The organism is uncultured Oxalicibacterium sp., assembly GCF_913776015.1.
In the GTDB taxonomy this organism is placed as follows: domain Bacteria; phylum Pseudomonadota; class Gammaproteobacteria; order Burkholderiales; family Burkholderiaceae_D; genus Oxalicibacterium.
In genome coordinates this window covers 1-24,241 of sequence record NZ_CAJYMD010000036.1, presented here as the reverse complement: position 1 = coordinate 24,241, position 24,241 = coordinate 1, and the positions used below count along the sequence as shown (strand labels likewise).

Here is a 24,241-nt window from a genome sequence, read left to right as displayed (position 1 = left end):
GGGATATTGGCGCTTGCTCTTGCTCGGATTTCGAGGCAAGCCAACACTTGATTTTGTTAGAGGAAAAGAGATTTTTGGTCCCGCCGACAGGAATCGAACCTGTATCTAGCGCTTAGGAGGCACTCGTTCTATCCATTGAACTACGGCGAGACACGGCGACCGCAGGGAGCCTGCGATCGTCCGCGATTATAGCCGACGCCGAAGGTCGATTGGCAGGAAGCGGGATGAAGTCGGTACAATATCGCCTTTCACGCGGCATTGTTGTCGCGCCTTTGATTCAGTCTTTTATTCTTTACGGCCCGCGTGTTGCAACGTGTGCGCCTGGCGGGTTTCCTCTCTATGGCAGTCATTTCTCTTTCCGATGCACAGCTTGCATTCGGCCACGTTCCCTTGCTGGATCACGCAGAGTTTTCTTTGGAAGTCGGCGAACGCGTCGGACTGATCGGTCGTAACGGCACAGGCAAATCCTCGTTGTTGAAAATCATCGGTGGTCGTTCGCGGCTGGACGATGGACTGTTGGTGATGCAACAGGGCATCAAGATCGCGTATGTCGAGCAGGAGCCGCAGTTTGCGGCCGATATGTCGGTATTCGATGCTGTTGCTTCCGGCATGGGAGATATGCAAGCCTTGCTGAGCGAATACGATACCTTGACCGGCCAATTTGGCGGCGACAACGATGACGCGCTGATGGAGCGCATGCACGAAATCCAGCTCAAGCTCGATGCGGCTGACGCGTGGAGTCTGAAGAACAAGGTCGAGACGGCACTCGATCGCCTCAATCTTGCAGGCGATGCCTTGATCGGACAATTGTCGGGCGGTATGCAAAAGCGTGTGGCACTGGCGTGCGGTCTGGTCAGTGCGCCCGATGTGCTGCTGCTTGATGAGCCGACCAACCACCTGGATTTTTCCTCGATTCAATGGCTGGAAAGCTTGCTGCGCGAATTCAAAGGCAGTGTGCTGTTCATTACCCATGATCGACGCTTTCTCGACAATGTGGCAACACGCATCATCGAGCTTGATCGCGGGCGCTTGCTTTCCTTCCCCGGCAACTTCAGTACGTATCAGGCACGCAAGGCTGAGTTGCTGGAGAACGAGGAGGTGGAGAACGCCAAGTTCGACAAGTTTCTGGCGCAGGAAGAAGTCTGGATACGCAAAGGTGTGCAGGCACGTCGTACGCGTGACGAAGGACGTGTGCGGCGACTGGAATCGCTGCGGCTCGAGCGTAGTGCGCGCCGCGAGCAACAAGGCCAGGTGCGACTGGAAGTCGGCACCGGCGAGCGTTCGGGCAAGATCGTGGCCGATCTAGAAGCGATCAGCAAGACCTATGGCGACAGGCCGATCGTGCGGCAATTTACCGCAACGATTTTGCGCGGTGACAAGATCGGCTTGATCGGTGCCAATGGTGCTGGCAAGACGACCTTGCTGAAGATGATTCTCGGTGAGGAGCACCCGGATAGCGGGACGGTGAAGCAGGGAACCAAACTGCAGGTTGCGTATTTCGATCAGATGCGTGCGCAGTTGAACGACGAAGCAAGTCTGGCCGACACGATTGCGCCGGGCAGCGACTGGGTCGAGATCAATGGGCAGCGCAAGCATGTCATGTCTTATCTCGGTGATTTCCTGTTCGCGCCGGAGCGCGCCCGTTCGCCGGTGAAATCGCTTTCCGGTGGCGAGCGCAATCGCTTGCTACTTGCGCGTTTGTTTGCGAAGCCGGCCAATGTGCTAGTGCTCGATGAACCGACCAACGATCTGGATATCGATACGCTGGAACTGCTGGAAGAACTGCTGGAAGATTACAAGGGCACGGTTTTCCTGGTCAGCCATGACCGTACTTTCCTCGACAACGTCGTTACGCAGGTGATTGCCGCCGAAGGCGATGGCTTGTGGCGTGAATATGTCGGCGGTTACAGCGATTGGGAGCGTACGCGTCCTGCCAGTGTGATGGCCGCCTCGCAAAAGACGAACAAGTCCGAAGCTAAGCCGGCAACTGCGCCAGTGCAGGCTGCGGTTGTCCCGACTGTTGCGGCGGCACCGAAGAAAAAGCTCAGCTACAAGGAGCAGCGCGATCTGGAAACCTTGCCCGAATTGATTGCGCAGTTGGAAGAAGAGCAAAAAACCATCACCACCAAACTGGCAGACGCCAATCTATACACGCAGCAACCGGATGAAGTAAAGCGGTTGAATCAACGTTTCGAAGAGATCGATGCTTTGCTGCTGGATGCACTGGAGCGCTGGGAAGCAATCGAGACACGCGCCAACGGTTGATGGCGTTTTCGCGTGCGCAGTAGTTCATGCAGAATGTCATGCCGAGCCGGCGGCATGACGTAACGTGATCAGTTCAGCCGCCCACCGGCTTCACGCAATTCCGGTAGCCGTGCGCGCAATGCGGCGGTATCCATTGCATAAGGTCGCTGCTCGATATATGCCTCGATATCTTGCAAAGCCGCTTGCGGGCATTCCAGATTGGCGAAAGCGATGCCGCGATCGCGGCGTTCGGTAATGTCGCCGGGTAGCAGGATCATCAGGCGTTCCTGTACCTGCAACAACCTTTGCCAATTTTCCTTTTGCATGAACAAGGCTTTCAGATTGCGCAGCATGCGTACGAGAATGTCACGCGGGCTCGCTGCCGACAGATAGGCATTCAGTTGAAAGTCGTCTGGAAAATCCTGTTGCAGGATGTAAGGCTGTACGCGCTCTTCCAGGTCTTCGCGAGACAGGCTGGTGCCGTTGAATGGATCGAGTACTACCTGGCCGACGGGCAGGGCGAGTTTCATCAGGAAATGGCCTGGAAACGAAATCCCCTGCACCTGCAGTTCGATTTGCTGCGCAATCTCCATGTAGAGCACGGCGAGCGAAATCGGAATGCCGCGACGCGAATGCAGTACGCGATGCAGATAGCTATTGTCCGGATTGTAGTAGTCGTTGACGTTGCCGCTGAAACCCAGGTCATTGTAAAAATAATGATTGAGCATGCGCAGCTTCTGTAGATGCGAGGCATCTGCGGGCAGGCGTTGTTTCAGTCGTTCCGTCAGCATGTCGATTTCAAGCTGTACCGCGGTCAAATCCAGTTCTGGTTCGACATCTTGTGCAATGGCTGAAGCTGCTTCGAACAAGGGAATGATGTCGTCATCCTGTACGAGCGTCGAGAAATAATCGAGGGAAGGTGTCACCATGCCTCCATCATAACGAGGATGGCAGCCTTGTGCAGATCAAGGGTAATAAAAGTCTGTTCGATCTTGATCAGCGTGCGATGCGCTTGAAATCTCGCAAGCGAAAGCCCATCGCCACCAATGCGCCGAAATAAGCGACGCCGCATGCTGCCATGACAGCCAGCAGGGCCAGTACGCGACGTAGCGGGAAGGCATGCAAGGCAACCCAGTCGAATTGGGATGCCGACCATAATGCGACTCCTGCCATCAGGAAGAGAGCGCCCGTCAATCGCACAAAAAACATGTTCCAGCCTGGCAAAGCCATATAGATGCCACGATGTCGCAGACCCCAGTAAAGCAGGCTGGCATTGAGGCATGCGCCCAGACCGATCGAGAGCGCAAGTCCTGCATGAGCAAACACGGGTACGAACAACATGTTCATCAATTGCGTGGCGATCAGAACGCCGACGGCAATCTTGACCGGTGTCTTGATGTCCTGCTGTGCATAGAAGCCGGGCGCTAGAATTTTTACGAGAATCAAACCGATCAGGCCAACGCCGTAGGCAACCAGCGCCCGTGAAGTCATTTCCACTGAAGTCGCATCGAATTTACCGTAATGGAAGAGGGTGGCCGTTAGCGGCTCCGAGATTGTTGCCAGTCCGACGGCGCATGGCAGTGCCAGCAGGAAGGTCAGTCGCAAACCCCAGTCTAGCAAGGCAGAGTATTCAGCCTTGTCACCATCGAAATTGGCCTTGGAAAGACTTGGCAAGAGAATGGTTCCGAGTGCCACACCAAGCAACGCAGTAGGAAACTCCATCAGGCGGTCTGCGTAGGACAGCCAGGAAACGCTGCCACTTTCAAGACGCGAAGCGATATTCGTGTTGATCATCAGGCTGATCTGCGCCGCCGATACCGCGAAAACTGCCGGCCCCATCTTGCTCAGAATCTTGCGCACGCCAGCATCACCTAGTGCATGAAATGGATTCATGCGCAGTCGTGGCAGCATGCCGATCTTCATCAGGGCAGGAATCTGAATCGCAACTTGCAGGACGCCCCCGATCACGACGGCAATTGCCATTGCATAAATCGGTTGTTGCAGTTGAGGTGCTAACAGAAGCGCTGCCAGAATGAAGGCGACGTTCAGCAAGACGGGCGTGAATGCCGGTATTTTGAATTCGCGCCAAGTATTCAAGATGCCCCCGCTCAGCGCCACGAATGCCATGAAGCCGATATAGGGAAACATCAGGCGGGTCATTAAAACAGAGGCATCGAAGGCTTCCTGATCTGCTTTCAGACCGGTTGCGATGCCATAAATGACCAGCGGAGCGCCAATAATGCCAATGATGCAAGTCAGCAACATCGTCCACATCAATACCGTCGCGGCATGATCAACAAGGCTTTTGGTCGCTTCGTCGCCTTTCTGGCTTTTGTATTCGGCAAGAATTGGCACAAAGGCTTGCGAAAACGCACCCTCGGCAAAAAGACGGCGTAACAGATTGGGGATACGGAAGGCGATGTTGAAAGCGTCGGTATAGGCAGAGGCGCCAAATGCGCGCGCAAACAGAATCTCGCGGACCAATCCGGTGACGCGCGAAACCATCGTCATGCCGGAGACTGCCGCCAGCGTTTTATGCAGGTTCATGGGACGGCATTATAGCGGTTGGTTTGGCGGCTTACTTGCCGGAAGCGCATACGTTGAAAATTGTTGTTTTGATATTTGTTTATGTTTTCCTGGTTTACCCTGTGTGCAACAGCTTGAGCTACTAAAACGGAAAGAATTTTGCTGATTTGCCGAAATATGGCTATAATCGAAAGCTTCACAGAATTCTGTCTCACCACTGCGCGTTTGCGAATGCGCGTTGACCAAGTTTTAGGAACATACTTTCATGGCAAATACCGCACAAGCTCGCAAACGCGCTCGTCAAGCAATCAAGCAAAACGCTCACAACTCGGCACAACGCTCGGCATACCGTACCGCAGTTAAAGCTGTTCGCAAGGCAATCGCTGCTGGCGACAAAGAAGCCGCTGCAAAAGCACTGTTGGCTTCCGTTTCGACGATGGACAGCATCGCTGACAAGAAAATCGTTCACAAGAACAAGGCTGCTCGCCAAAAGAGCCGTCTGTCTGCTGCAGTGAAAGCGCTGGCTTAATCAGCGTTTTTCGCAGCCTTCACAGGCTGCTCGATAAAAAACCCGCATGTTTTCATGCGGGTTTTTTGTTTGTGCGGAGATATTGTCCGTAGGGGGTGTGACTCAACGCGCTGGCGGCAAACCGCCGATCACGCTGCCCGGCTTGATATTGCGTTGCTTGAACCAGCCTTCCTGCATTTCCAGGGCGTAATAGACTGGTTGTTTGGCGCAGTGCGAATCCAGGCTCTGCGGTTTCATGTTTTCGATATTGATGATGCGCCCGTCGCGATCCATGAACGCGACTGATAGTGGCAGCGGCGTATTTTTCATCCACATGCAAACACCTGCCGGGGCATGAAACAGAAAGACCATGCCTTCGTTAGTCCCAAGGCTCTCGCGGAACATCAGGCCCTGTTCGCGTTGTGCTTCCGTGGAAGCGACTTCTGCCTTGATCACGTGCATGCCAGCCGTCAGTGAGATGACGGGGAAATGTGGCGTATTGTTGTCTGCCCAAGTGGCGGGCGAGAGCAGCAGGGCAAGCGATGCGGCTGTGGTGAAGAAAAACTTGTTCATGAGACTAGACCGAAAATCATAATCCAGCCAGTGTAAAGGAAAAGTGCTCTCCAGATTGCTAGCATTATCGGGCAGCATCATCATTGCCCAATCCAAGTTCCGCGACTTTGAGCTCACACCATTCGCCGGGATACAGTGGATGTGTTTCGAGTGAAATAGGGCCGATGGCAACGCGGACGAGTCGCAAGGTGGGGTGGTTGATTGCCCCCGTCATTCTGCGCACTTGTCGATTCTTGCCTTCCGTCAGGGTAACCGCGAGCCAACTGGTTGGCGTATTGGTACGTTGACGAATCGGTGGGTTACGCGGCCAAAGCCAATCCGGCTCTTGCACGCGTTTTACGTTGCATTCCTGCGTGATGAAATCCCCGAGGTCGAGTGGTTGGCGCAATTTTTCCAGTGCCGCCTTGTCAGGAATGCCTTCGATCTGCACGAGATAGGTTTTGGCTTGCTTATGATCAGGATGGCTGATTGCATGTTGCAGCTTGCCGTCATTCGTTAAGAGCAGCAGGCCTTCGCTGTCTGCATCCAGCCGTCCTGCCGGATAAATGTTCGGTATCGAAAGGTGATCGGCCAGCGTGGGGCGCGTAGGATGTGCCGAAAACTGGCACATCGTCTGGAATGGCTTGTTGAAGAGAATCAGTGGCATGCGAATACATGTGCCTTTTGCGAAAGAAGCATGATAGTCGATCATGTCGCATCTCATTTCTTTTCACTCGCCAGAGCAATAAAAAACCCCGCCGAAGCGGGGTTTTTCGAAAGGCGACTCGCGCGATTATGCGTTCTGGATATTCGATGCTTGCTTGCCTTTTGGACCCTGCGTGACTTCGAACGAAACTTTTTGACCTTCTTTGAGTGTCTTGAAGCCGTTCATCTGGATTGCGGAGAAGTGTGCGAACAAATCTTCGCCGCCGTCATCCGGAGTAATGAAGCCGAAACCTTTAGAGTCGTTGAACCATTTGACGGTACCTGTTGCCATATTAAAAGCGTCTTTCTAATTTAGACTTAATCACACGAGCCGCAAAAGAAAGAAGCCTCGCCTAACGCTGCCCCTCCTAAAAACTGCTCACTTCTTATTGACAAATATAATTAATTACAAATGTCAACAGATTCATTCTTTACGTAAAAAATATAAAAGTCAAGCGTATTTGATGCTGATTTTGCAAGATTGTTGTATGCCGAATTTCCCTCTGAGGGACCTTGATTTTGGCGCATCCATCGTCATCTGCATCTCCTCGGGAAAACAAGTAATATGGAACACAATTGTTGCAGTTTTTCCGGGATTGTCTGCCCGGTCGGACGTATTAGAATAGGTATATGGCAATTAAGCATGACGATGGTACGGTCCTTATGCGGCAAGAGCAGAAGCTCAAGCCGCCGTCGATGTACAAGGTGTTATTGCTGAACGATGACTACACGCCAATGGAATTTGTCGTGATGATTCTTCAGGAGTACTTTAATAAAGATCGTGAGAATGCGACGCAAATCATGCTCATGGTTCACCGCGACGGGAAAGGTGTGTGCGGCGTTTATCCCAAGGATATCGCGTCCACGAAGGTTGAACTGGTAACGAACCACGCCAGAAAAGCAGGACATCCCCTGCAGTGCGTGATGGAGGAAGTATGATTGCGCAGGAATTGGAAGTCAGTTTGCATATGGCTTTTGTCGAAGCTCGACAGGCCCGCCATGAATTCATCACGGTAGAGCACTTGCTGCTTGCCTTGCTTGATAATCCGTCGGCAGCAGAAGTCTTGCGTGCATGCGCCGTCAATATCGACGATCTGCGCAAGACGCTCAATAATTTTATTACCGACAACACGCCGACCGTTCCCGGAACATCGGAAGTCGATACGCAACCCACCTTGGGATTTCAGCGCGTAATTCAACGCGCCATCATGCATGTGCAGTCGGCTTCCAATGGCAAGAAGGAAGTGACGGGCGCCAATGTGCTGGTTGCGATATTCGGTGAAAAAGATTCGCATGCCGTTTACTACCTGCATCAGCAAGGTGTGACGCGCCTGGACGTCGTGAATTTCATTTCGCATGGCGTGCGCAAGGATCAGCAACCCGAAGCGCAAAAGTCGTCCGAAGGTGCGGAAGACGCGCCGGCAGCCGAAGGTCAGGCGAAGGAGAGTGCGCTCGATCAGTACACGCAAAATCTCAATCGCATGGCGACCGAGGGCAAGATCGATCCGCTCATCGGGCGTGAAGGCGAAGTCGAGCGCGTCATTCAGACATTGTGCCGTCGTCGCAAAAACAATCCACTGCTGGTCGGCGAGGCTGGCGTAGGCAAGACCGCGATTGCAGAAGGTCTTGCATGGCGTATCACGCAAGGCGACGTACCTGAGGTGTTGCAGAACTCGGTGGTGTATTCGCTGGATATGGGTGCCTTGTTGGCCGGTACGAAGTACCGCGGTGATTTCGAGCAGCGTTTGAAAGCAGTGCTCAAGCAGCTCAAGGACAACCCGAGCGGCATCCTGTTCATTGATGAAATTCACACCATCATTGGTGCCGGTTCGGCGTCGGGCGGCACGTTGGATGCGTCCAACCTGTTGAAGCCTGCGCTGTCGAATGGTCAACTCAAATGTATTGGCGCGACGACGTTTACGGAATTCCGTGGCGTGTTCGAGAAGGATCATGCCTTGTCGCGTCGTTTCCAGAAGATCGATGTCAACGAGCCGAGCGTCGAGCAGACCGTGCAAATCCTGCGTGGTCTGAAATCGCGCTTCGAAGAGCATCACGGCGTGAAGTATTCGGCTTCCGCATTGACCTCGGCTGCCGAGTTGTCGGCGCGCTTCATCAACGATCGTCATTTGCCAGACAAGGCCATTGATGTGATTGATGAGGCGGGTGCTGCACAGCGCATCCTGCCGAAGTCGCGGCAGAAGAAAACCATTGGCAAGACCGAGATCGAAGACATCATTTCGAAGATCGCGCGTATTCCGCCACAGACCGTCAATCAGGACGATCGTACCAAGCTTCAAACCATCGATCGTGATTTGAAGAATGTCGTGTTCGGTCAGGATCCTGCTCTGGAAGCATTGGGTTCGGCGATCAAGGTGGCGCGCGCCGGTTTGGGCAAGACCGACAAACCGATTGGTTCGTTCCTGTTCTCCGGGCCTACGGGCGTTGGTAAAACGGAAGCCGCCAAGCAGCTCGCGTTCCTGTTGGGTATCGACTTGATTCGTTTCGATATGTCCGAATACATGGAGCGTCATGCCGTGAGTCGTTTGATCGGTGCGCCTCCAGGTTATGTCGGTTTCGATCAAGGTGGTTTGCTGACGGAAGCGATCACCAAGAAACCGCATGCGGTACTGCTACTTGACGAGATCGAAAAAGCGCATCCGGATATCTTCAACATTCTGTTGCAGGTAATGGATCATGGCACGCTGACCGATAACAACGGTCGCAAGGCCGATTTTCGTAACGTCATCATCATCATGACGACGAATGCGGGTGCGGAAAGCCTGCAGAAACGCTCGATCGGTTTCACCGAGAAGAAGGAACCGGGCGACGAGATGGCAGACATCAAGCGGATGTTTACACCGGAATTCCGCAATCGTCTGGATGCGATCATCAGCTTCCGTCCGCTCGACGAGGAAATCATCTTGCGTGTGGTGGACAAGTTCCTCATGCAGTTGGAAGAGCAGTTGCACGAGAAGAAAGTGGAAGCGATTTTCACCGACAGTCTGCGCAAGTTCCTCGGCCGCAAGGGTTTCGATCCGCTGATGGGTGCGCGTCCAATGTCACGCTTGATTCAGGACATGATTCGCAAGGCGCTGGCAGACGAATTGCTGTTCGGTCGTTTGGTATCGGGTGGCAAGGTCACTGTTGATCTGGACGACAAGGAACAGATCAAGCTGGACTTCTCGGATGGTGGTGAAAGCAAGCCGCCAGCGGCAAAGCAAGAGATCGTCGAAGCTGAGTAATATCGAAGGTAAACAAAAAAGCGCAAACCTAGGTTTGCGCTTTTTTTATGCTTGGCGGTTGGGGTGGGGTAATTCACATCTCAAGGCATCGCCTTGTGCTGATTACAGCTAAAGCCAATCATTTTCCATACAAGGCGGCTGCGCATTCGCGTACCAGTGCTGGTCCTTCATAAATCAGGCCGGTGTATAGCTGAACCAGCGAGGCACCAGCATCCAACTTGGCTTTGGCGTCGCTGCCCGAGAGAATGCCGCCAACACCGATGATCGGGATGGTCGTGCCCAGCTCCTGTTTCAAGCCGCGGATGACGGCATTGGATGATTCGAAAACGGGTTGTCCCGAAAGACCGCCGGTTTCATTGGCATGTTTGAGATTCTTGACGGCTTCGCGGCTGATGGTGGTATTGGTCGCGATGACGCCATCAATGCGGTGGCGTAACAACGCTTGCGCCACATTTTGAATCTGCTCCTGATCCATGTCGGGCGCGATTTTCAGCGCAATAGGCACATAACGTTGATGTTCGTCGGCGAGACGCTGCTGTGCATCCTTGAGTTGCGATAGCAGCGCATCGAGTTCGGATGCCCCCTGCAGTTGGCGCAAGTTTTTGGTGTTGGGTGACGAAATGTTGATCGTTACATAGCTGGCGTAGGGATAGACCTTGCGCAGGCAGATCAGATAATCGTCTACAGCACGCTCAATCGGCGTATCGGCATTTTTGCCGATGTTAAGCCCGAGCACGCCTTCCTTGTTTTGGTAGAAGCGTGATGCTTGTACATTGGCGACAAAGGCATCGACACCGCGATTATTGAAGCCCATGCGATTGATGATTGCCTTGGCTTCGGGGAGGCGGAACATGCGCGGCAGAGGATTGCCGGGTTGCGCGCGCGGGGTGACCGTACCCACTTCAATGAAACCGAATCCCAGCGTGGCGAGGCCATCGATATAGGCGCCATCCTTGTCAAGTCCCGCGGCCAGTCCGACAGGATTGGGAAAGGTGATGCCCATGACCGTGCGGGGATCGCTGGCGGGTTTAATAAAGGAGGAGGTCAAGCCCCATCCGGCTGCACGGCGTAATGCTGGCAAGGTCAGATTGTGGGCGGCTTCCGGATCGATGGCGAACAGGAAGGGGCGAGCGAGGCTGTAGAGTAGTTTTTCGGACACGATACTGAAATAGAAAGGCGGGTTAGCCGTCGCGTGAGGAGCTGAATGGCTGGCAAAGCCGCTATTCTAGCGCGCCGCCGCCGGACACATCCGTTTCTGCGTCGTTTCGCTATATCAGTCGGTTTGGAGCGTGGTGAGGGAAGTCCACTCGCCTTTGACCAGGCCTTCCAGTGGTTGAAAGTTCGTTTTGTAGGACATCTTCGGGCTTTCCTTGATCCAGTAGCCCAAGTAAACGTGCGGCATGTTTAGCAGGCGTGCCTGCTCGATTTGCCACAAAATGTTGTAGGTGCCGTAGGAAGTATTCGTCTCGTCGGGATCGTAAAAGGTATAGACCGAGGAGAGGCCATCTTCCAGCACATCGATGATGCTGATCATGCGTAGCGTATTGTCTGGATCGCGAAACTCGACCAGTCGTGTGTTGACTTTACTCTGCAGCAGGAATTGCGCGTACTGATCGCGGCTATCCTGGTCCATGCCGCCGCCGGCGTGGCGCTGCGACTGGTAGCGCAGGTAAAGATCGTAATGCTCTGACGAATAAGTCAGTTTGTTAACGGATGCGTGCAAAGTGGCATGGCGCTTGAGTGCCCGGCGCTGGCTCCGGTTGGGGGAGAAATGTTCGACTTGCACACGCACCGGCGTGCAAGCTTGGCAACCATCGCAGTAAGGGCGATAGGTGAAGATGCCACTGCGACGAAAGCCGTTCTTGACCAGTTCCGCATACACATCGGCATTGATCAGATGCGATGGCGTGGCAACCTGCGACCGCGCCTGACGATCGCCCAGGTAACTGCAAGGGTAGGGGGCCGTTGCATAAAACTGAAGCGTCGAAAATGGCAGTTCTTTCGGATGCGTCATGGTTATATCGTGCAATCGGTTGGTGCAGTCATTCGAATTCGACGGGCAGTTTTGATCAGGCGATGTCAACGGGTTGCCAATGCATGATCTGCGGTGCGGCGATTGCTTCCTGCAGGCGTGCAAGGAACTCGGTTCGCGGAATCGGCATTGCGCCCAGTGACGCAAGATGCGTGGTCTGCTGCTGGCAGTCTATCATCGAAACGCCTTGCGTCCTGAGGAAGGCAACCAGATAGCTCAAGGCGATTTTCGAAGCATCGCTGACCTTGCTGAACATCGATTCGCCGTAGAACATCCGGCCGATACTCACGCCATAGGCGCCGCCCACCAATTCGCCGTTTCGCCATACTTCGCTGGAATGGGCATGGCCGCTGCGATGCAGGCCCGTGTAGCCATTCATGATGTCTTCCGAAATCCATGTGCCTGCTTCTCCTGCTCGTGGTGCGGCACAGGCCCGCATGACATCTTCGAACGCGGAATCGAAGCGGATCTCCCATTCTCCGCCTGCATGACGACTACGTTCCACTTTTTTTAATGTCTTGCGCAGACTGGGCGAGATTTTGAAACGCTCGGTGAAAAGCACCATACGTGGATCGGTACTCCACCAAAGGATAGGTTGACCTTCCGAAAACCAGGGGAAGATGCCAGCCTTGTATGCCATCAGTAATCGTGCTGGCGAAAGATCGGCACCTGCGGCCAGCAATCCTGGTGCGCCGTCGATCTCTGTCAAGGCACGCGAGACGTCTGGAAAAGGGCTATGCGTTTCCAGCCAAGGAATCATATCCGATCCCCGTTTTGGCGAGAAAAAACGTTCTGAATTGGTGCGAATTGCCGGACGACCGAAAATTTAAAAAAATTACCTATAAAAATCATGGGCTTGTAAAAATCACCAAAATGGAACGATTTTTGCTTTAAGTGGTGCAATTTTCTGCATGTTTGCACTTTACTTGGGAGTTTATTGAAATGGATGCACTTCGAGGCGGCGCTGACGCAATCTTCATCATGCTTGGCGCCGTCATGGTCCTTGCCATGCATGCCGGGTTTGCCTTTCTGGAGCTTGGTACGGTTCGCAAGAAAAATCAGGTCAATGCGCTGGTGAAAATATTAGTCGATTTTGCCGTTTCAACGATTGCGTATTTTTTCGTTGGCTACAGCATTGCGTACGGTGTCAATTTTTTCTCTGGTGCCGAGGTGCTTGCGCAGCGTAATGGTTACGACCTCGTCAAATTCTTTTTCCTGCTGACGTTTGCGGCGGCCATTCCCGCCATCATTTCCGGCGGGATTGCCGAGCGCTCACGCTTTCATCCGCAGTTGCTGGCGACGGCCTTGATTGTTGGGCTGGTGTATCCCTTCTTCGAAGGCATCGCATGGAATCAGCATTTCGGCGTGCAAGCCTGGTTGCAATCGACATTCGGTGCGCCTTTTCATGACTTTGCCGGTTCGGTCGTGGTGCATGCCGTGGGCGGCTGGATTGCGCTACCTGCCATTTTGCTACTCGGCGCGCGTCAGGGGCGTTACATCAAGGACGGTGCGATTGCGGCACATCCGCCTTCGAGCATTCCGTTTCTTGCGCTTGGTGCATGGATACTGACGGTGGGCTGGTTCGGCTTCAATGTGATGAGCGCACAGACGGTCGAAGCCATGAATGGATTGGTCGCTGTGAATTCGTTGATGGCAATGGTCGGGGGTACGATTGCTGCCTTTCTGGCGGGTAAAAACGATCCGGGTTATGTGCATAACGGCCCATTGGCCGGCCTGGTGGCGATCTGTGCAGGATCTAATATCGTGCATCCGCTGGGTGCACTGCTGATTGGCGCGATCGGTGGGTTTATCTTCGTCTGGATGTTCGAGCGAACCCAGAACAAGTGGAAGATCGACGACGTGCTGGGGGTCTGGCCATTGCACGGTTTGTGCGGTGTATGGGGTGGTATTGCAGCGGGTATCTTTGGCCTGAAGGCGCTGGGCGGGCTTGGTGGCGTTTCTCTCATGTCGCAATTAATCGGCACCTTGATGGGCGTGTCGATTGCACTGATTGGTGGCGCTGCAGTATATGGCTTGCTGAAGGCAACGATCGGTTTGCGTCTGGATGCGGAAGATGAATTCAATGGTGCAGACCTCTCCATTCATCGCATCAGTGCGACGCCGGAGCGCGAAACGTATCTTTGAGAAGATGCTGCTGGCGTGGTGCTGCGTAGTGCGAGTGTTTAGCCAGCGGGAATGGATTCTGGTGGCGTGGGCATCGGTTTCAGGATGTCCATTGTGTGGAGCTGATAAGTGCCGTCCCGTTTGCGGGCGGCATGGTCGTCCAGAAAAAACGTCAGCGTGTTGCTGACCGTCTGGAAGGCAATCTCTTCCCAGGGTATGTCAGCGGGTGCGAACATCTTTATCTCAAGTGTTTCCACACCCGCTTCGTAATCCAGATCCAGCAGGGTTGCGCGATAGAACATGTGAACCTGATGAACGTGCGGTACGTTCAGAAGTGAAAACAGTTCGTGGATTTCTATATGCGCGCCGGCTTCCTCGATCGTTTCACGCATTGCTGCTTCGGCAGTGGTCTCGTTGTTTTCCATGAAGCCGGCTGGTAGCGTCCAGAAGCCACGGCGCGGTTCGATGGCGCGACGGCATAGCAGAATGCGCATGTCGCCATCTTCGTCCCAAACCGGGATCGTGCCCAATACCATCTTCGGATTCTGATAATGAATCATGCCGCAATGCGTGCAGACATGGCGTGGCCGATTGTCGCCGTGAGGAATGGTGAGATGAACGGGATGCGCGCACGCGGAACAGAAATTCATGAACAGTGTTTGATCGATGCTGATAAATATGGATATCAATTTCGATCGGCAATATAGCCTGCCGTATCGTCGTGATGTGATCGAAGAGTGTATCACTCGCAAGAATATCAAGATTGTCGTTGCGTTGAATCTCGATACTCTATATAATTCATTTCTTCAGACGCGGGGTGGAGCAGTCTGGCAGCTCGTCGGGCTCATAACCCGAAGGTCGTAGGTTCAAATCCTGCCCCCGCAACCACTGATCTTTGGTAAAGATAAAAGATCAAGGTTAGTCAAGTTGTGAAGAGGTTGTGTAAATAATCTTTCGCAAACAGTCTCACAAGTCTCATATATTCCCCGCCTGCACATTTTCTCCCCTAGTGGGCGCCGGAAGAGCAGTATCAACAAATTTTGCAGCAAGGTTTTCGCCGTTGCTGATCGTTGAATAAAACTCCGCATAGATTGCAACCATACGGTTTTCAAATTAAATGAATACTGCTGAGGCCAAGAAAGTCCTCGAAACAGCACTGTTGTGCGCTCATGAGCCACTGTCGATCAACGACATGAAAAAGCTCTATGTCGAGACCGGTTCCACGGAAGAAGTGTTCACCAGTGACGATATCCGGCAGATGCTGGATGCATTGCGTGAAGACTGGATTGACAAGGGCATCGAAGTGGTCAGTCTTTCCACCGGCTGGCGCTTTCAGAGCCGTCCTGAAATGAAGCTCTATCTTGAGCGTTTGAATCCCGAAAAGCCGCCGAAGTATTCGCGAGCCACGCTCGAGACGCTGGCGATCATTGCGTATCGTCAGCCGGTCACGCGTGGTGATATCGAGGAAATTCGCGGGGTGACCGTGAATTCGCAAACTATCAAAATGCTGGAAGATCGTGGCTGGATTGAGAGTATCGGCCATCGCGATGTGCCGGGTCGTCCTTCGCTGTTTGCTACAACCAAACAGTTTCTCGACGATCTTGGCCTCAAGTCGCTCGATCAATTGCCGCCGTTGCAGGATGTCAGCAAGAACGACATGGAGGGCGATACCTTGCTGGAGATGCAAAGTCTTGAGGCAGGGTTGCAGTCGCATCTCCAAGCCGATGATGCGCCGAATGCCGATGTTGCAGACGAGTCGCAGTTGGTGCTCGAGGAAGCGTCGAGCGTTTCAGAGAGCGAACTTTCCGCGTTGCCTGCAAGTCTGGATCAAGAAGAAGTACTGCCGATCGCCTCGGAAGAAGAGGTGATATCGGTCTCCGTTCCTGCTGAAGAGCAGGCGACTGACATGACGGCTGAGATTCCTGAGCAGCCCAACACCGAATTGAATGATGAATCGCCCAAAGAAAAATAACCCGGTCGACGCGCCGCAAGACGCGGAAACAATGTCCGCTGCACCGCTTTCAGCGTCCCAAGAGTCGTCCATTGCGACGGAAGGCGCTGCGAACGGCAAACCTGCCAAGCGTGGCTTGCGCGGCCCACGCAATATGCGTCGTGCTCGTGCCTTGCGTAATGCGGAGCAGGGCCGTGATGGCGAGGCGTCTGCTTCCTCCGCCGGCGAAGCTTTGGCTTCGGTTGAGGGCAATGTGGAAGCTGGTGTTGAGCGTAAGGCTCGGCCGCCTCGGCCACCCAAGCAGGGGCAAAGAAACGCAAAGCATGGTGGCGCACAGCGGACACCTAATGCAAGGCAGGGAAAGCCTCCGGCGAAATCCAATGATGCCGACGAGGTGTTTTCCTTCGTCACGTCCGATGCATTCGATGCCTGGGCTGGCGAAGATGCGGCTAGTGCCGACAAGCGTCGCCCGCAAAAGAATGTGCGCCGCGATCTGACGGCGGATGATGATGCGCCGAAGCTGCACAAGGTCCTCGCGGAAGCCGGTCTTGGATCGCGTCGCGATATGGAAGAGTTGATCATCGCCGGACGTGTTTCGGTCAATGGCGAGCCCGCACACATCGGGCAGCGCATTCTGCCTGCCGATCAAGTGCGTATCAACGGCAAGCTCATTCAGCGCAAGGTCAGCAACAAGCCGCCACGCGTGCTCATTTATCACAAGCCGGCGGGCGAAATCGTCAGCACGAATGACCCGGAAGGCCGTCCTTCTGTCTTTGATCGCTTGCCGAGCATGAAATCTGCCAAATGGCTCGCGGTTGGACGTCTGGACTTTAATACCGAAGGGCTGTTGTTGTTTACGACGTCCGGTGATCTGGCAAACCGCCTCATGCATCCGCGTTACGGCATTGATCGTGAATATGCGGTGCGTACCTTGGGTGAGCTCGAAGAAGGCATGCGGCAGAAGCTGCTGGCCGGTGTGGAGCTGGATGACGGTCCTGCACAGTTTTCGCGCATTGCCGATGGTGGAGGTGAGGGTGTGAATAAATGGTATCGCGTGACGATTGGCGAAGGTCGTAACCGTGAGGTGCGTCGCATGTTCGAGGCGGTGGGGCTCACCGTATCGCGCTTGATCCGTACGCGTTACGGTTCAATGACCTTGCCGCACGGTCTCAAGCGTGGCCGTTGGGAAGAAATGGACGAGCATGCTGTTCGTGCATTGTTGGCGGCCAGTGGTCTCAAGACGAATAATGAAGGTGGTGCGCAGAACAAGGGCAAAGGGCAAGGTCGGCCAGTCAATGGCAATCGTGCGCCGCGCTTCGACGATGCCAAACCGCCACATGGTCCAAGCCCGAGTCAATGGTTGAATGTTGGTCAGCCTCGTTCGCCACGGCATGGCAATGACGTGCGTAACGGCAACAAGGCGAATGACGGTCGGCAGGGTGGACGTAGTCGTCAGCCTGATCCTTTGCAGACGGCGTTGGGTTTTCCCGGTATGGGGCAAGCACGTCGCCCTTCGGGCAATCGCAGCAATACGGGAATGCCGCGCAATGGCAATGGGCCGCGCCGTCGCGGCAAGATCTGACCGTATTTGCTGATAATTGCCCCGGTAATTAGGCTAATCGTCCCTGATTCCGGGCTTTTGCATGATTGCCGACGTTGCGGCGCGAGGGGCTTTCCTTTATAATGCGGCAGTTAAGAAAGATTGCTGGGTCGAAAATTATATTTTTGGCATTGAAACCAGTGATTGGAATGATAAAAAAGATGGGCACATGCCCATTTTTTTTTTGTTAAGCAATTTGTGTTGTTGCCAGCGGTGACAACCGGCGTTTTCGGAGACTGGCCTTGCAGTTGTCAGCGTTGATTGAAAAAACCGTGGCCGGCATGGGCTATGAACTGGTCCAGTTCGAACAGGCAGCGCGTGGTCTGGTACGCGTGTTTATCGATTTTCTGCCGGAGGAGGCCGCCGAGCGCGGTGCGATCACGGTCGAGGACTGCGAAAAAGTCACGCATCAGTTGCTGCATGTACTGACAGTCGAAAACGCCAATTACGAGCGACTGGAAGTGTCGTCGCCGGGTCTGGATCGCCCCCTGAAAAAGCTGTCTGATTATGTGCGATTTGCAGGTGCGGAAGCGATTGTGAAATTGCGCGTGCCGATGCCGAATGCGGCCAATCGCAAATCGTTTCAGGGGGTGCTGCAGGAGCCGGTTGGCGAGAATCTGGCATTGGTATTCGAAGGAAAAGACGGGCCGGCGCAGCTGGATTTTACGCTCGCTGATGTAGACAAGGCACATCTGGTGCCGCAAGTGGATTTTAGGAGTCGCAAAGCATGAGTCGCGAAATTTTGTTATTGGTGGATGCGCTGGCGCGTGAGAAGAACGTCGATAAAGACATCGTTTTCGGAGCGCTCGAGCATGCGCTCGCGCAAGCGACCAAGAAACGCTATGAAGGCGACGTTGATATCCGCGTGTCCATCGACCGCGAGAATGGCGAATTCGAGTCCTTCCGTCGCTGGCATGTCGTTCCTGATGAAGCCGGCCTGCAATTGCCTGACCAGGAAATTCTGCACTTCGAAGCCAAGGAACAGATTTCAGATATCGAAGTCGACGATTACATTGAAGAGCCTATCGAGTCCGTCGAATTCGGCCGTCGCTTCGCGCAAGACACCAAACAAGTCGTTTTGCAGCGTATTCGCGATGCAGAGCGTGAGCAGATTCTGGCCGATTTCCTGGAGCGTGGCGACTCGCTCGTGACGGGCACCATCAAGCGCATGGAACGTGGTGATGCTATTGTCGAATCGGGGCGTATCGAAGCACGTCTGCCACGCGACCAGATGATCCCGAAGGAAAATCTGCGTATTGGTGATCGCGTCCGCGCCTACATTCTGCGTATCGACCGCAATGCACGCGGCCCGCAAGTCATCCTGTCGCGTACAGCGCCGGAATTCATCATGAAATTGTTCGAGCTCGAAGTGCCTGAGATCGAGCAAGGTCTGCTGGAAATCAAATCGGCTGCACGTGATTCGGGTGTGCGCGCCAAGATCGCCGTCTTCACCAATGATAAACGAATCGATCCGATCGGTACCTGTGTCGGCATGCGTGGTTCGCGTGTGCAGGCCGTAACCGGCGAGCTCGGCGGCGAGCGTGTGGATATCGTGTTGTGGTCCGACGATCCTGCACAGTTCGTGATCGGTGCATTGGCACCAGCGAATGTGTCGTCCATCGTGGTCGATGAAGAAAAGCATGCAATGGATGTCGTGGTCGACGAAGAAAATCTCGCGATCTCGATCGGCCGTGGCGGTCAGAACGTGCGTTTGGCATCGGAACTTACGGGCTGGCAGATCAACATCATGACAGCTGAGGAATCGGCCGATAAATCGCAAGCCGAGAGTGCCGCGATCCGTGCCGTGTTCATGGAAAAGCTGGATGTGGACGAGGAAGTCGCCGACATCCTGGCGCAGGAAGGTTTTGCGACGCTGGAAGAAATCGCCTACGTGCCGATCAGCGAAATGCTGGAAATCGAATCGTTTGACGAAGATACCGTCAACGAATTGCGTAGCCGTGCACGCGACGCATTGCTGACCGAAGCGATTGCTTCGGAAGAAGGTATGGAAGGCATGGAAGATGCCCTGGCCAATTTTGACGGCATGGATCGCGTGATCGCCGGCAAGCTGGGCCTGGCAGGCATCAAGACGCTGGCTGCATTCAGCGAGCTGGCCTATGACGAGTTCGGTGCCATCCTGGCATTGCCTGCCGACCGCGCACGTCAATTGATTGAAAATGAATTTGAAGATGTGACCGATGAAGAAATGAAGCTCATCGATGCCAAATACGATGAGCATGCCAAGGCGTTGCAGGCCCGCGCATGGAGCCTCGCAACCGCGAAGTAAGACGGCAATTTCATCTAACGTGTCACATAGAAAAGAGGACTGAATGGCGAGTAACAACGTAGCCCAATTTGCCACCGAGCTCAAAATGCCAGCGGATGTGCTGCTTACACAGCTGCGGGATGCTGGCGTCCAGAAAAGCTCGGCGTCCGACGAATTATCCAAGGCCGACAAAGACAAGCTGCTCGAGCATCTGCGTCGTTCGCATGGTGTCGCGCCTGAGGGCGAAAAGCGCAAGATCACTTTGACGCGCAAGGAAACCACTGAAATCAAGCAGGCTGATGCAACCGGCAAGTCGCGCACCATTCAGGTCGAAGTGCGTAAGAAGCGCACGTTCGTCAAACGCGATGATCCGGTCGAGGAAGCGTCGGCAGTGGCGCCGGCAGCACCTGTCATTGATGAAGCCGAGCAGGAACGTCGTGCAGAGGAAGCGCGTCGTCAGGCTGAGTTGATCGCGCGCCAGGAAGCCGAGTTGCGCGAGAAGCAGGAACGTCTGGCCAAGCTGGAAGCGGAGAAAGAAGCCCAGGCAGAAGCGCAGAAGAAGGCAGAAGCCGAAGCGCAGAAAGCTGCCGCTGAAAAGGCCGAAGACGCCAAGGCAAATGAATCGGTAGAAGAAGAACAGAAACGCATTGCGTCTGACGAAGCCAAGAAACAGGCAGCACAGCTTGCGCAGGATGCGGCACGTGAAGCAACCGAACGTGCTGCGGCTGCAGAAGCCGCACGTCGTGCCGTTGCTGAAGAAGTCGCGCAGATCAAGGCCATGATGAATGCGCCGCGCCGTACCGTGAAGGCACCAGAGCCTGCACCAGCGGCACCGGCCAAGGCATCGGAAGGTACCTTGCATCGTCCGGCAGACAAGAAAGCTGCCGACAAGAAGGATGACAAGAAGCCGGCCACGACTGATAAGAAATCGATCAAGTCTGCCAATGTATCGTCGACCTGGCAGGATGACGCGAAGAAGCGTGGTGCTGGCATCAAGACACGTGGCGGTAATGCAGGTGGCGGCCGTGATGGTTGGCGTGCGGGACCGAAAGGTCGTCGTTCGTCGCATAACGATGATCGCGAGAGCAACTTCCAAGTGCCGACCGAAGCGATCGTTCACAACGTGCATGTACCGGAAACCATCACGGTTGCCGAACTCGCACACAAGATGGCCGTCAAGGCGTCCGAAGTGATCAAGCAGTTGATGAAGCTCGGCCAGATGGTCACCATCAACCAGGTGCTCGATCAGGAAACGGCCATGATTCTGGTCGAGGAAATGGGCCATATCGCGCATGCTGCCAAGCTGGATGATCCGGAATCGCTGATCGAGGAAGGTTCCGATCACGCTGATGCCGAATTGCTGCCACGTGCGCCGGTTGTCACTGTCATGGGTCACGTCGATCACGGTAAAACCTCGCTGCTGGATTACATCCGTCGTGCCAAGGTTGCATCGGGTGAAGCCGGTGGCATTACGCAGCACATTGGTGCATACCACGTCGAAACACCGCGTGGCATGATCACCTTCCTTGATACGCCGGGTCACGAAGCCTTTACAGCAATGCGTGCACGCGGTGCGAAGGCGACCGATATCGTCATTCTGGTCGTCGCTGCCGATGATGGCGTGATGCCGCAAACCAAGGAAGCGATTGCTCACGCCAAGGCAGCGGGCGTTCCGCTGGTGGTTGCGATCAACAAGATTGACAAGCAGGGTGCCAATCCAGACCGTGTATCGCAGGAACTGATCGCTGAACAGGTTGTGCCTGAAGAGTATGGTGGCGATTCGCCATTCGTGCCGGTTTCGGCCAAGACGGGCCAAGGTATCGACAACTTGCTCGAGCAAGTCTTGCTGCAAGCGGAAGTGCTGGAGCTCAAGGCACCGGTCGAAGCGCAAGCGCGTGGTCTGGTTGTCGAAGCCAAGCTCGACAAGGGCCGCGGTCCGGTTGCCACCATTCTGGTTCAGGCGGGTACGCTCAAGCGCGGCGATGTCGTGCTCGCAGGTTCGTCATATGGTCGTGTTCGTGCCATGTTTGACGAAAACGGCAAGCCGATCACGGAAGCTGGTCCATCGATCCCGGTCGAGATTCAGGGTCTGACCGAAGTGCCGAATGCCGGTGAGGAAGCCGTTGTCATGGCGGACGAACGCAAGGCACGTGAAATCGGCCTGTTCCGTCAAGGTAAATTCCGCGACGTCAAACTGGCTAAGCAGCAAGCCGCCAAGCTGGAAAACATGTTCGAGAACATGGGCGAAGGCGAAGTCAAGAATCTGCCGCTCATCATCAAGACCGACGTACAGGGTTCGCAAGAAGCACTGGTTGGCTCGTTGCAAAAGCTCAACACCAGCGAAGTGCGTGTGCAGGTCGTACACGCAGGTGTTGGTGGCATTTCGGAGTCGGACGTCAACCTGGCCGTGGCATCGAAAGCCGTTATCATCGGCTTCAACACGCGTGCTGATGCATCGGCACGCAAGCTGGCTGAAGCTAGTGGTGTCGATATCCGCTACTACAACATCATTTACGATGCAGTAGACGAGATCAAGGCAGCGATGTCCGGCATGCTCGCACCAGAGAAGCGCGAGCAGAATCTGGGTCTGGTCGAAATTCGTCAGGTCATTCTGGTCAGCAAGGTCGGCGCGATTGCCGGTTGCTATGTGCTCGAAGGTCTGGTGCGTCGTGGTTCGATGGCACGACTGCTGCGCAACAACGTGGTGGTATGGACTGGCGAACTCGATTCGTTGAAACGCTTCAAGGACGACGTCAAGGAAGTCAAATCCGGCTTCGAATGCGGTCTGACGCTGAAGAACTACAACGATATCCAGGAAGGTGACCAGCTCGAGATTTACGAAGTACAGGAAGTTGCCCGTACGCTCTAAGATCTCGCATCCGCACGGCGGATGACCGTGTTATCCCGTTCGCATCGGCCGGCGCTGTCGCCCGCCGGTGCGAATTCATTTTTGCTCCTTAATGGCTCCCTACGCGGAGGAGAACAGCATGGCAAAACACAGCAAATCCATTCCCGGCCGCGGACTGCGCGTGGCCGATCAGATCCAGCGCGATCTCTCGGAACTCATCGCGTTCGAAATGAAAGATCCGCGCGTTGGCATGATCACCATCACGGAAGTCCAACTGACGCCCGATTACGCACACGCCAAGGTGTTTTTCACCATGCTCAGTGACAAGACGGAAGACGTGCAAAATACGCTGAATGGCTTGCGCGCCGCATCCGGCTATCTGCGCAAGGAGCTTGGTCGTCGCCTGACGATCCACACGTTGCCTGAACTGCACTTTGTGCACGACATGTCGACGGCGCGCGGCATGGAAATGTCGAAACTCATCGATGAGGCAAACGCCACGCGTGCGCGCGACGCTGACGAATAAGCGTTACCGCTTCCTTCTCTTTATCGAGGCATGACAGCGCATGCCTCGCGTGTTTTTCTGCTGCTTTTTTCATGTCTGCCCCAATCAAAAGAAAACGTGTTCCTGTGCACGGCGTGCTCTTGCTGGACAAGCCGGTCGGCCTGTCCAGCAATGATGCGCTGGGCAAGACCAAATGGTTGTTGAATGCTGCCAAGGCCGGCCATACGGGCACGCTGGATCCCTTTGCCACGGGTTTGTTACCGCTCTGCTTTGGTGAGGCAACCAAGTTCGCGCAGGACTTGCTCGATGCCGACAAGACCTATGAAACCCTCGTGCATTTGGGGTTGACGACGAACACGGGCGACACCGAAGGTGCGGTGATGGATACACGTCCTGTTGACGTGACCACCGAACAGATTGAAGCCGTGTTGTCACGCTTCCGCGGTGCGATCGAACAGGTGCCGCCCATGCATTCCGCACTCAAGCGCGATGGCAAGCCGCTCTATGAATACGCTCGTGCCGGTATTACGCTGGAGCGCGAAGCAAGGCAGGTCACGATTTACGAACTGACCTTGCTGTCCTACGAGGCACCTTATCTGCGATTGCGCGTGCGTTGCAGCAAGGGGACTTATATTCGGGTACTAGGCGAGGATATTGGTGCGGCATTGGGCTGTGGCGCACATCTGAACATGCTGCGTCGCACGGTGGTCGGTGACTTGTGCATCGCCGATGCAGTCACGCTGGAGACTTTGGCTGAGGTAGACGAATCGCAGCGCCTTGCCATGCTGGCGCCGGTCGATGCCTTGCTTTCTTCTTTTCCTGCTGTTGAGTTGTCGGATGAATTGGCGCAGCGTTTCTTGCACGGTCAGCGTTTGGCCTTGGGCAAGGAGGCTGTCAGTTTGCCCGAGCATGAGGGACGCGTGCGTGTCTATCGACAGAGCGATCGCATCTTGCTTGGTACGGCAATATTGCAGACTTACAGCATTCTGGCACCCGAACGTTTGATTGCGGCGGGCAGTGTCGTTTGACAGCGTTGTCATTGCCTGAGCGTCCGTTCGGTGGCGTTAGGGATGACGTTTGTGTTCACGCAAGAAGTCCCAGATGACATCGGTAGCATCGATGGTGTCGTAGCGATTTT

General features: G+C 54.6%; 22 protein-coding genes and 2 tRNA genes. 14 read left to right on the top strand and 10 right to left on the bottom strand.

Annotation, left to right across the window (positions count from 1 at the left end):
* Positions 1-75: 75 nt before the first annotated feature.
* Positions 76-150, bottom strand: a tRNA-Arg gene (locus tag QZ725_RS05600).
* A 189-nt stretch (positions 151-339) separates the two neighbouring features.
* On the opposite strand from QZ725_RS05600, the gene QZ725_RS05595 reads away from it, so the two are divergent.
* The gene (locus tag QZ725_RS05595) at positions 340-2,265 is read left to right on the top strand and encodes an ATP-binding cassette domain-containing protein (protein WP_293777185.1); all 1,926 of its coding nucleotides are present in this window, start codon (positions 340-342) and stop codon (positions 2,263-2,265) included.
* A gap of 68 nt (positions 2,266-2,333) precedes the next feature.
* Here QZ725_RS05595 and QZ725_RS05590 read toward each other — a convergent pair whose 3' ends face one another.
* Both QZ725_RS05590 and murJ read right to left on the bottom strand, forming a co-directional pair.
* A complete protein-coding gene (locus tag QZ725_RS05590; RefSeq protein WP_293777183.1) occupies positions 2,334-3,173 on the bottom strand; it encodes a SirB1 family protein in 840 nt (279 codons plus the stop codon).
* 67 nt (positions 3,174-3,240) lie between these two features.
* Entirely contained in the window at positions 3,241-4,791 is a 1,551-nt protein-coding gene (gene murJ, locus QZ725_RS05585; protein ID WP_293777181.1) for a murein biosynthesis integral membrane protein MurJ, read from the bottom strand.
* 244 nt (positions 4,792-5,035) lie between these two features.
* Between murJ and rpsT the strand changes: the two genes are divergently transcribed.
* Positions 5,036-5,299: a 30S ribosomal protein S20 gene (rpsT, locus tag QZ725_RS05580; RefSeq protein WP_293777178.1), complete on the top strand. Its 264-nt coding sequence runs from the start codon at positions 5,036-5,038 to the stop codon at positions 5,297-5,299.
* Between the two features lie 102 nt (positions 5,300-5,401).
* On the opposite strand, the gene QZ725_RS05575 is transcribed toward rpsT, so the two are convergent.
* The 3 genes from QZ725_RS05575 to QZ725_RS05565 form a co-directional block, all read right to left on the bottom strand.
* Positions 5,402-5,851 carry a DUF192 domain-containing protein gene (locus QZ725_RS05575; protein ID WP_293777176.1) on the bottom strand — a complete coding sequence of 150 codons (450 nt, stop codon included), beginning with the start codon at positions 5,849-5,851 and terminating at the stop codon, positions 5,402-5,404.
* 64 nt (positions 5,852-5,915) lie between these two features.
* A complete protein-coding gene (locus QZ725_RS05570; RefSeq protein ID WP_293777174.1) occupies positions 5,916-6,497 on the bottom strand; it encodes a pseudouridine synthase in 582 nt (193 codons plus the stop codon).
* A gap of 126 nt (positions 6,498-6,623) precedes the next feature.
* A complete protein-coding gene (locus tag QZ725_RS05565; RefSeq protein WP_293777172.1) occupies positions 6,624-6,827 on the bottom strand; it encodes a cold-shock protein in 204 nt (67 codons plus the stop codon).
* Positions 6,828-7,165: 338 nt separating this feature from the next.
* Here QZ725_RS05565 and clpS point away from each other — a divergent pair, with 338 nt between their 5' ends.
* Together clpS and clpA are read left to right on the top strand one after the other, a co-directional pair.
* Positions 7,166-7,474, top strand: coding sequence for an ATP-dependent Clp protease adapter ClpS (gene clpS / locus QZ725_RS05560; RefSeq protein ID WP_293777170.1), 309 nt, complete (start codon positions 7,166-7,168; stop codon positions 7,472-7,474).
* Positions 7,471-9,777 (top strand): ATP-dependent Clp protease ATP-binding subunit ClpA, encoded by a 2,307-nt coding sequence (gene clpA / locus QZ725_RS05555; RefSeq protein WP_293777168.1) that lies wholly within the window; start codon positions 7,471-7,473, stop codon positions 9,775-9,777. Before clpS ends, clpA begins: the two co-directional genes overlap by 4 nt.
* Positions 9,778-9,895: 118 nt before the next feature.
* Here the strand turns inward: clpA and QZ725_RS05550 are convergent, their stop codons facing one another.
* The 3 genes from QZ725_RS05550 to aat form a co-directional block, all read right to left on the bottom strand.
* Positions 9,896-10,936 carry a quinone-dependent dihydroorotate dehydrogenase gene (locus tag QZ725_RS05550; protein ID WP_293777166.1) on the bottom strand — a complete coding sequence of 347 codons (1,041 nt, stop codon included), beginning with the start codon at positions 10,934-10,936 and terminating at the stop codon, positions 9,896-9,898.
* A gap of 114 nt (positions 10,937-11,050) precedes the next feature.
* Positions 11,051-11,791, bottom strand: coding sequence for an arginyltransferase (locus tag QZ725_RS05545; protein WP_293777163.1), 741 nt, complete (start codon positions 11,789-11,791; stop codon positions 11,051-11,053).
* Positions 11,792-11,846: 55 nt separating this feature from the next.
* Positions 11,847-12,569, bottom strand: a complete 723-nt coding sequence (gene aat / locus QZ725_RS05540; protein WP_293777161.1) for a leucyl/phenylalanyl-tRNA--protein transferase — start codon at positions 12,567-12,569, stop codon at positions 11,847-11,849.
* Positions 12,570-12,751: 182 nt separating this feature from the next.
* On the opposite strand from aat, the gene QZ725_RS05535 reads away from it, so the two are divergent.
* Positions 12,752-13,954, top strand: coding sequence for an ammonium transporter (locus tag QZ725_RS05535; protein WP_293777159.1), 1,203 nt, complete (start codon positions 12,752-12,754; stop codon positions 13,952-13,954).
* Positions 13,955-13,992: 38 nt separating this feature from the next.
* Here the strand turns inward: QZ725_RS05535 and QZ725_RS05530 are convergent, their stop codons facing one another.
* Complete coding sequence (locus QZ725_RS05530; RefSeq protein WP_293777157.1) at positions 13,993-14,583, bottom strand: NUDIX hydrolase; 591 nt, start codon at positions 14,581-14,583, stop codon at positions 13,993-13,995.
* A 161-nt stretch (positions 14,584-14,744) separates the two neighbouring features.
* On the opposite strand from QZ725_RS05530, the gene QZ725_RS05525 reads away from it, so the two are divergent.
* The 9 genes from QZ725_RS05525 to truB all read left to right on the top strand — a co-directional run bounded on the left by QZ725_RS05525 (position 14,745) and on the right by truB (position 24,131).
* Positions 14,745-14,821 (top strand) — tRNA-Met (locus tag QZ725_RS05525).
* A 229-nt stretch (positions 14,822-15,050) separates the two neighbouring features.
* Positions 15,051-15,905, top strand: a complete 855-nt coding sequence (gene scpB, locus QZ725_RS05520; RefSeq protein WP_293777155.1) for an SMC-Scp complex subunit ScpB — start codon at positions 15,051-15,053, stop codon at positions 15,903-15,905.
* Entirely contained in the window at positions 15,883-17,466 is a 1,584-nt protein-coding gene (gene rluB, locus QZ725_RS05515; protein ID WP_293777240.1) for a 23S rRNA pseudouridine(2605) synthase RluB, read from the top strand. Before scpB ends, rluB begins: the two co-directional genes overlap by 23 nt.
* Positions 17,467-17,527: 61 nt before the next feature.
* Entirely contained in the window at positions 17,528-17,701 is a 174-nt protein-coding gene (locus QZ725_RS05510) for a hypothetical protein (RefSeq protein ID WP_293777152.1), read from the top strand.
* 25 nt (positions 17,702-17,726) lie between these two features.
* Positions 17,727-18,215, top strand: coding sequence for a ribosome maturation factor RimP (gene rimP, locus QZ725_RS05505; protein WP_293777150.1), 489 nt, complete (start codon positions 17,727-17,729; stop codon positions 18,213-18,215).
* Complete coding sequence (gene nusA, locus QZ725_RS05500; RefSeq protein WP_293777148.1) at positions 18,212-19,771, top strand: transcription termination factor NusA; 1,560 nt, start codon at positions 18,212-18,214, stop codon at positions 19,769-19,771. The genes rimP and nusA overlap by 4 nt, the downstream gene beginning before the upstream one ends.
* Before the next feature lie 43 nt (positions 19,772-19,814).
* A complete protein-coding gene (gene infB / locus QZ725_RS05495; RefSeq protein ID WP_293777146.1) occupies positions 19,815-22,619 on the top strand; it encodes a translation initiation factor IF-2 in 2,805 nt (934 codons plus the stop codon).
* 118 nt (positions 22,620-22,737) lie between these two features.
* On the top strand, positions 22,738-23,124 hold the full coding sequence (gene rbfA / locus QZ725_RS05490; RefSeq protein WP_293777145.1) for a 30S ribosome-binding factor RbfA: 387 nt from the start codon (positions 22,738-22,740) through the stop codon (positions 23,122-23,124).
* A gap of 71 nt (positions 23,125-23,195) precedes the next feature.
* Positions 23,196-24,131, top strand: a complete 936-nt coding sequence (gene truB / locus QZ725_RS05485; protein ID WP_293777144.1) for a tRNA pseudouridine(55) synthase TruB — start codon at positions 23,196-23,198, stop codon at positions 24,129-24,131.
* The last annotated feature ends 110 nt before the right edge of the window (positions 24,132-24,241 follow it).

What these genes read in the sequence shown, in the direction of transcription:
- QZ725_RS05595 (WP_293777185.1), top strand. Translation starts at nt 340, where the DNA reads ATGGCAGTCATTTCTCTTTCCGATGCACAGCTTGCATTCGGCCACGTT.
- QZ725_RS05590 (WP_293777183.1), bottom strand. Translation starts at nt 3,173, where the DNA reads ATGGTGACACCTTCCCTCGATTATTTCTCGACGCTCGTACAGGATGAC.
- murJ (WP_293777181.1), bottom strand. Translation starts at nt 4,791, where the DNA reads ATGAACCTGCATAAAACGCTGGCGGCAGTCTCCGGCATGACGATGGTT.
- rpsT (WP_293777178.1), top strand. Translation starts at nt 5,036, where the DNA reads ATGGCAAATACCGCACAAGCTCGCAAACGCGCTCGTCAAGCAATCAAG.
- QZ725_RS05575 (WP_293777176.1), bottom strand. Translation starts at nt 5,851, where the DNA reads ATGAACAAGTTTTTCTTCACCACAGCCGCATCGCTTGCCCTGCTGCTC.
- QZ725_RS05570 (WP_293777174.1), bottom strand. Translation starts at nt 6,497, where the DNA reads ATGCCACTGATTCTCTTCAACAAGCCATTCCAGACGATGTGCCAGTTT.
- QZ725_RS05565 (WP_293777172.1), bottom strand. Translation starts at nt 6,827, where the DNA reads ATGGCAACAGGTACCGTCAAATGGTTCAACGACTCTAAAGGTTTCGGC.
- clpS (WP_293777170.1), top strand. Translation starts at nt 7,166, where the DNA reads ATGGCAATTAAGCATGACGATGGTACGGTCCTTATGCGGCAAGAGCAG.
- clpA (WP_293777168.1), top strand. Translation starts at nt 7,471, where the DNA reads ATGATTGCGCAGGAATTGGAAGTCAGTTTGCATATGGCTTTTGTCGAA.
- QZ725_RS05545 (WP_293777163.1), bottom strand. Translation starts at nt 11,791, where the DNA reads ATGACGCATCCGAAAGAACTGCCATTTTCGACGCTTCAGTTTTATGCA.
- aat (WP_293777161.1), bottom strand. Translation starts at nt 12,569, where the DNA reads ATGATTCCTTGGCTGGAAACGCATAGCCCTTTTCCAGACGTCTCGCGT.
- QZ725_RS05535 (WP_293777159.1), top strand. Translation starts at nt 12,752, where the DNA reads ATGGATGCACTTCGAGGCGGCGCTGACGCAATCTTCATCATGCTTGGC.
- QZ725_RS05530 (WP_293777157.1), bottom strand. Translation starts at nt 14,583, where the DNA reads ATGAATTTCTGTTCCGCGTGCGCGCATCCCGTTCATCTCACCATTCCT.
- scpB (WP_293777155.1), top strand. Translation starts at nt 15,051, where the DNA reads ATGAATACTGCTGAGGCCAAGAAAGTCCTCGAAACAGCACTGTTGTGC.
- rluB (WP_293777240.1), top strand. Translation starts at nt 15,883, where the DNA reads ATGAATCGCCCAAAGAAAAATAACCCGGTCGACGCGCCGCAAGACGCG.
- QZ725_RS05510 (WP_293777152.1), top strand. Translation starts at nt 17,528, where the DNA reads ATGATTGCCGACGTTGCGGCGCGAGGGGCTTTCCTTTATAATGCGGCA.
- nusA (WP_293777148.1), top strand. Translation starts at nt 18,212, where the DNA reads ATGAGTCGCGAAATTTTGTTATTGGTGGATGCGCTGGCGCGTGAGAAG.
- infB (WP_293777146.1), top strand. Translation starts at nt 19,815, where the DNA reads ATGGCGAGTAACAACGTAGCCCAATTTGCCACCGAGCTCAAAATGCCA.
- rbfA (WP_293777145.1), top strand. Translation starts at nt 22,738, where the DNA reads ATGGCAAAACACAGCAAATCCATTCCCGGCCGCGGACTGCGCGTGGCC.
- truB (WP_293777144.1), top strand. Translation starts at nt 23,196, where the DNA reads ATGTCTGCCCCAATCAAAAGAAAACGTGTTCCTGTGCACGGCGTGCTC.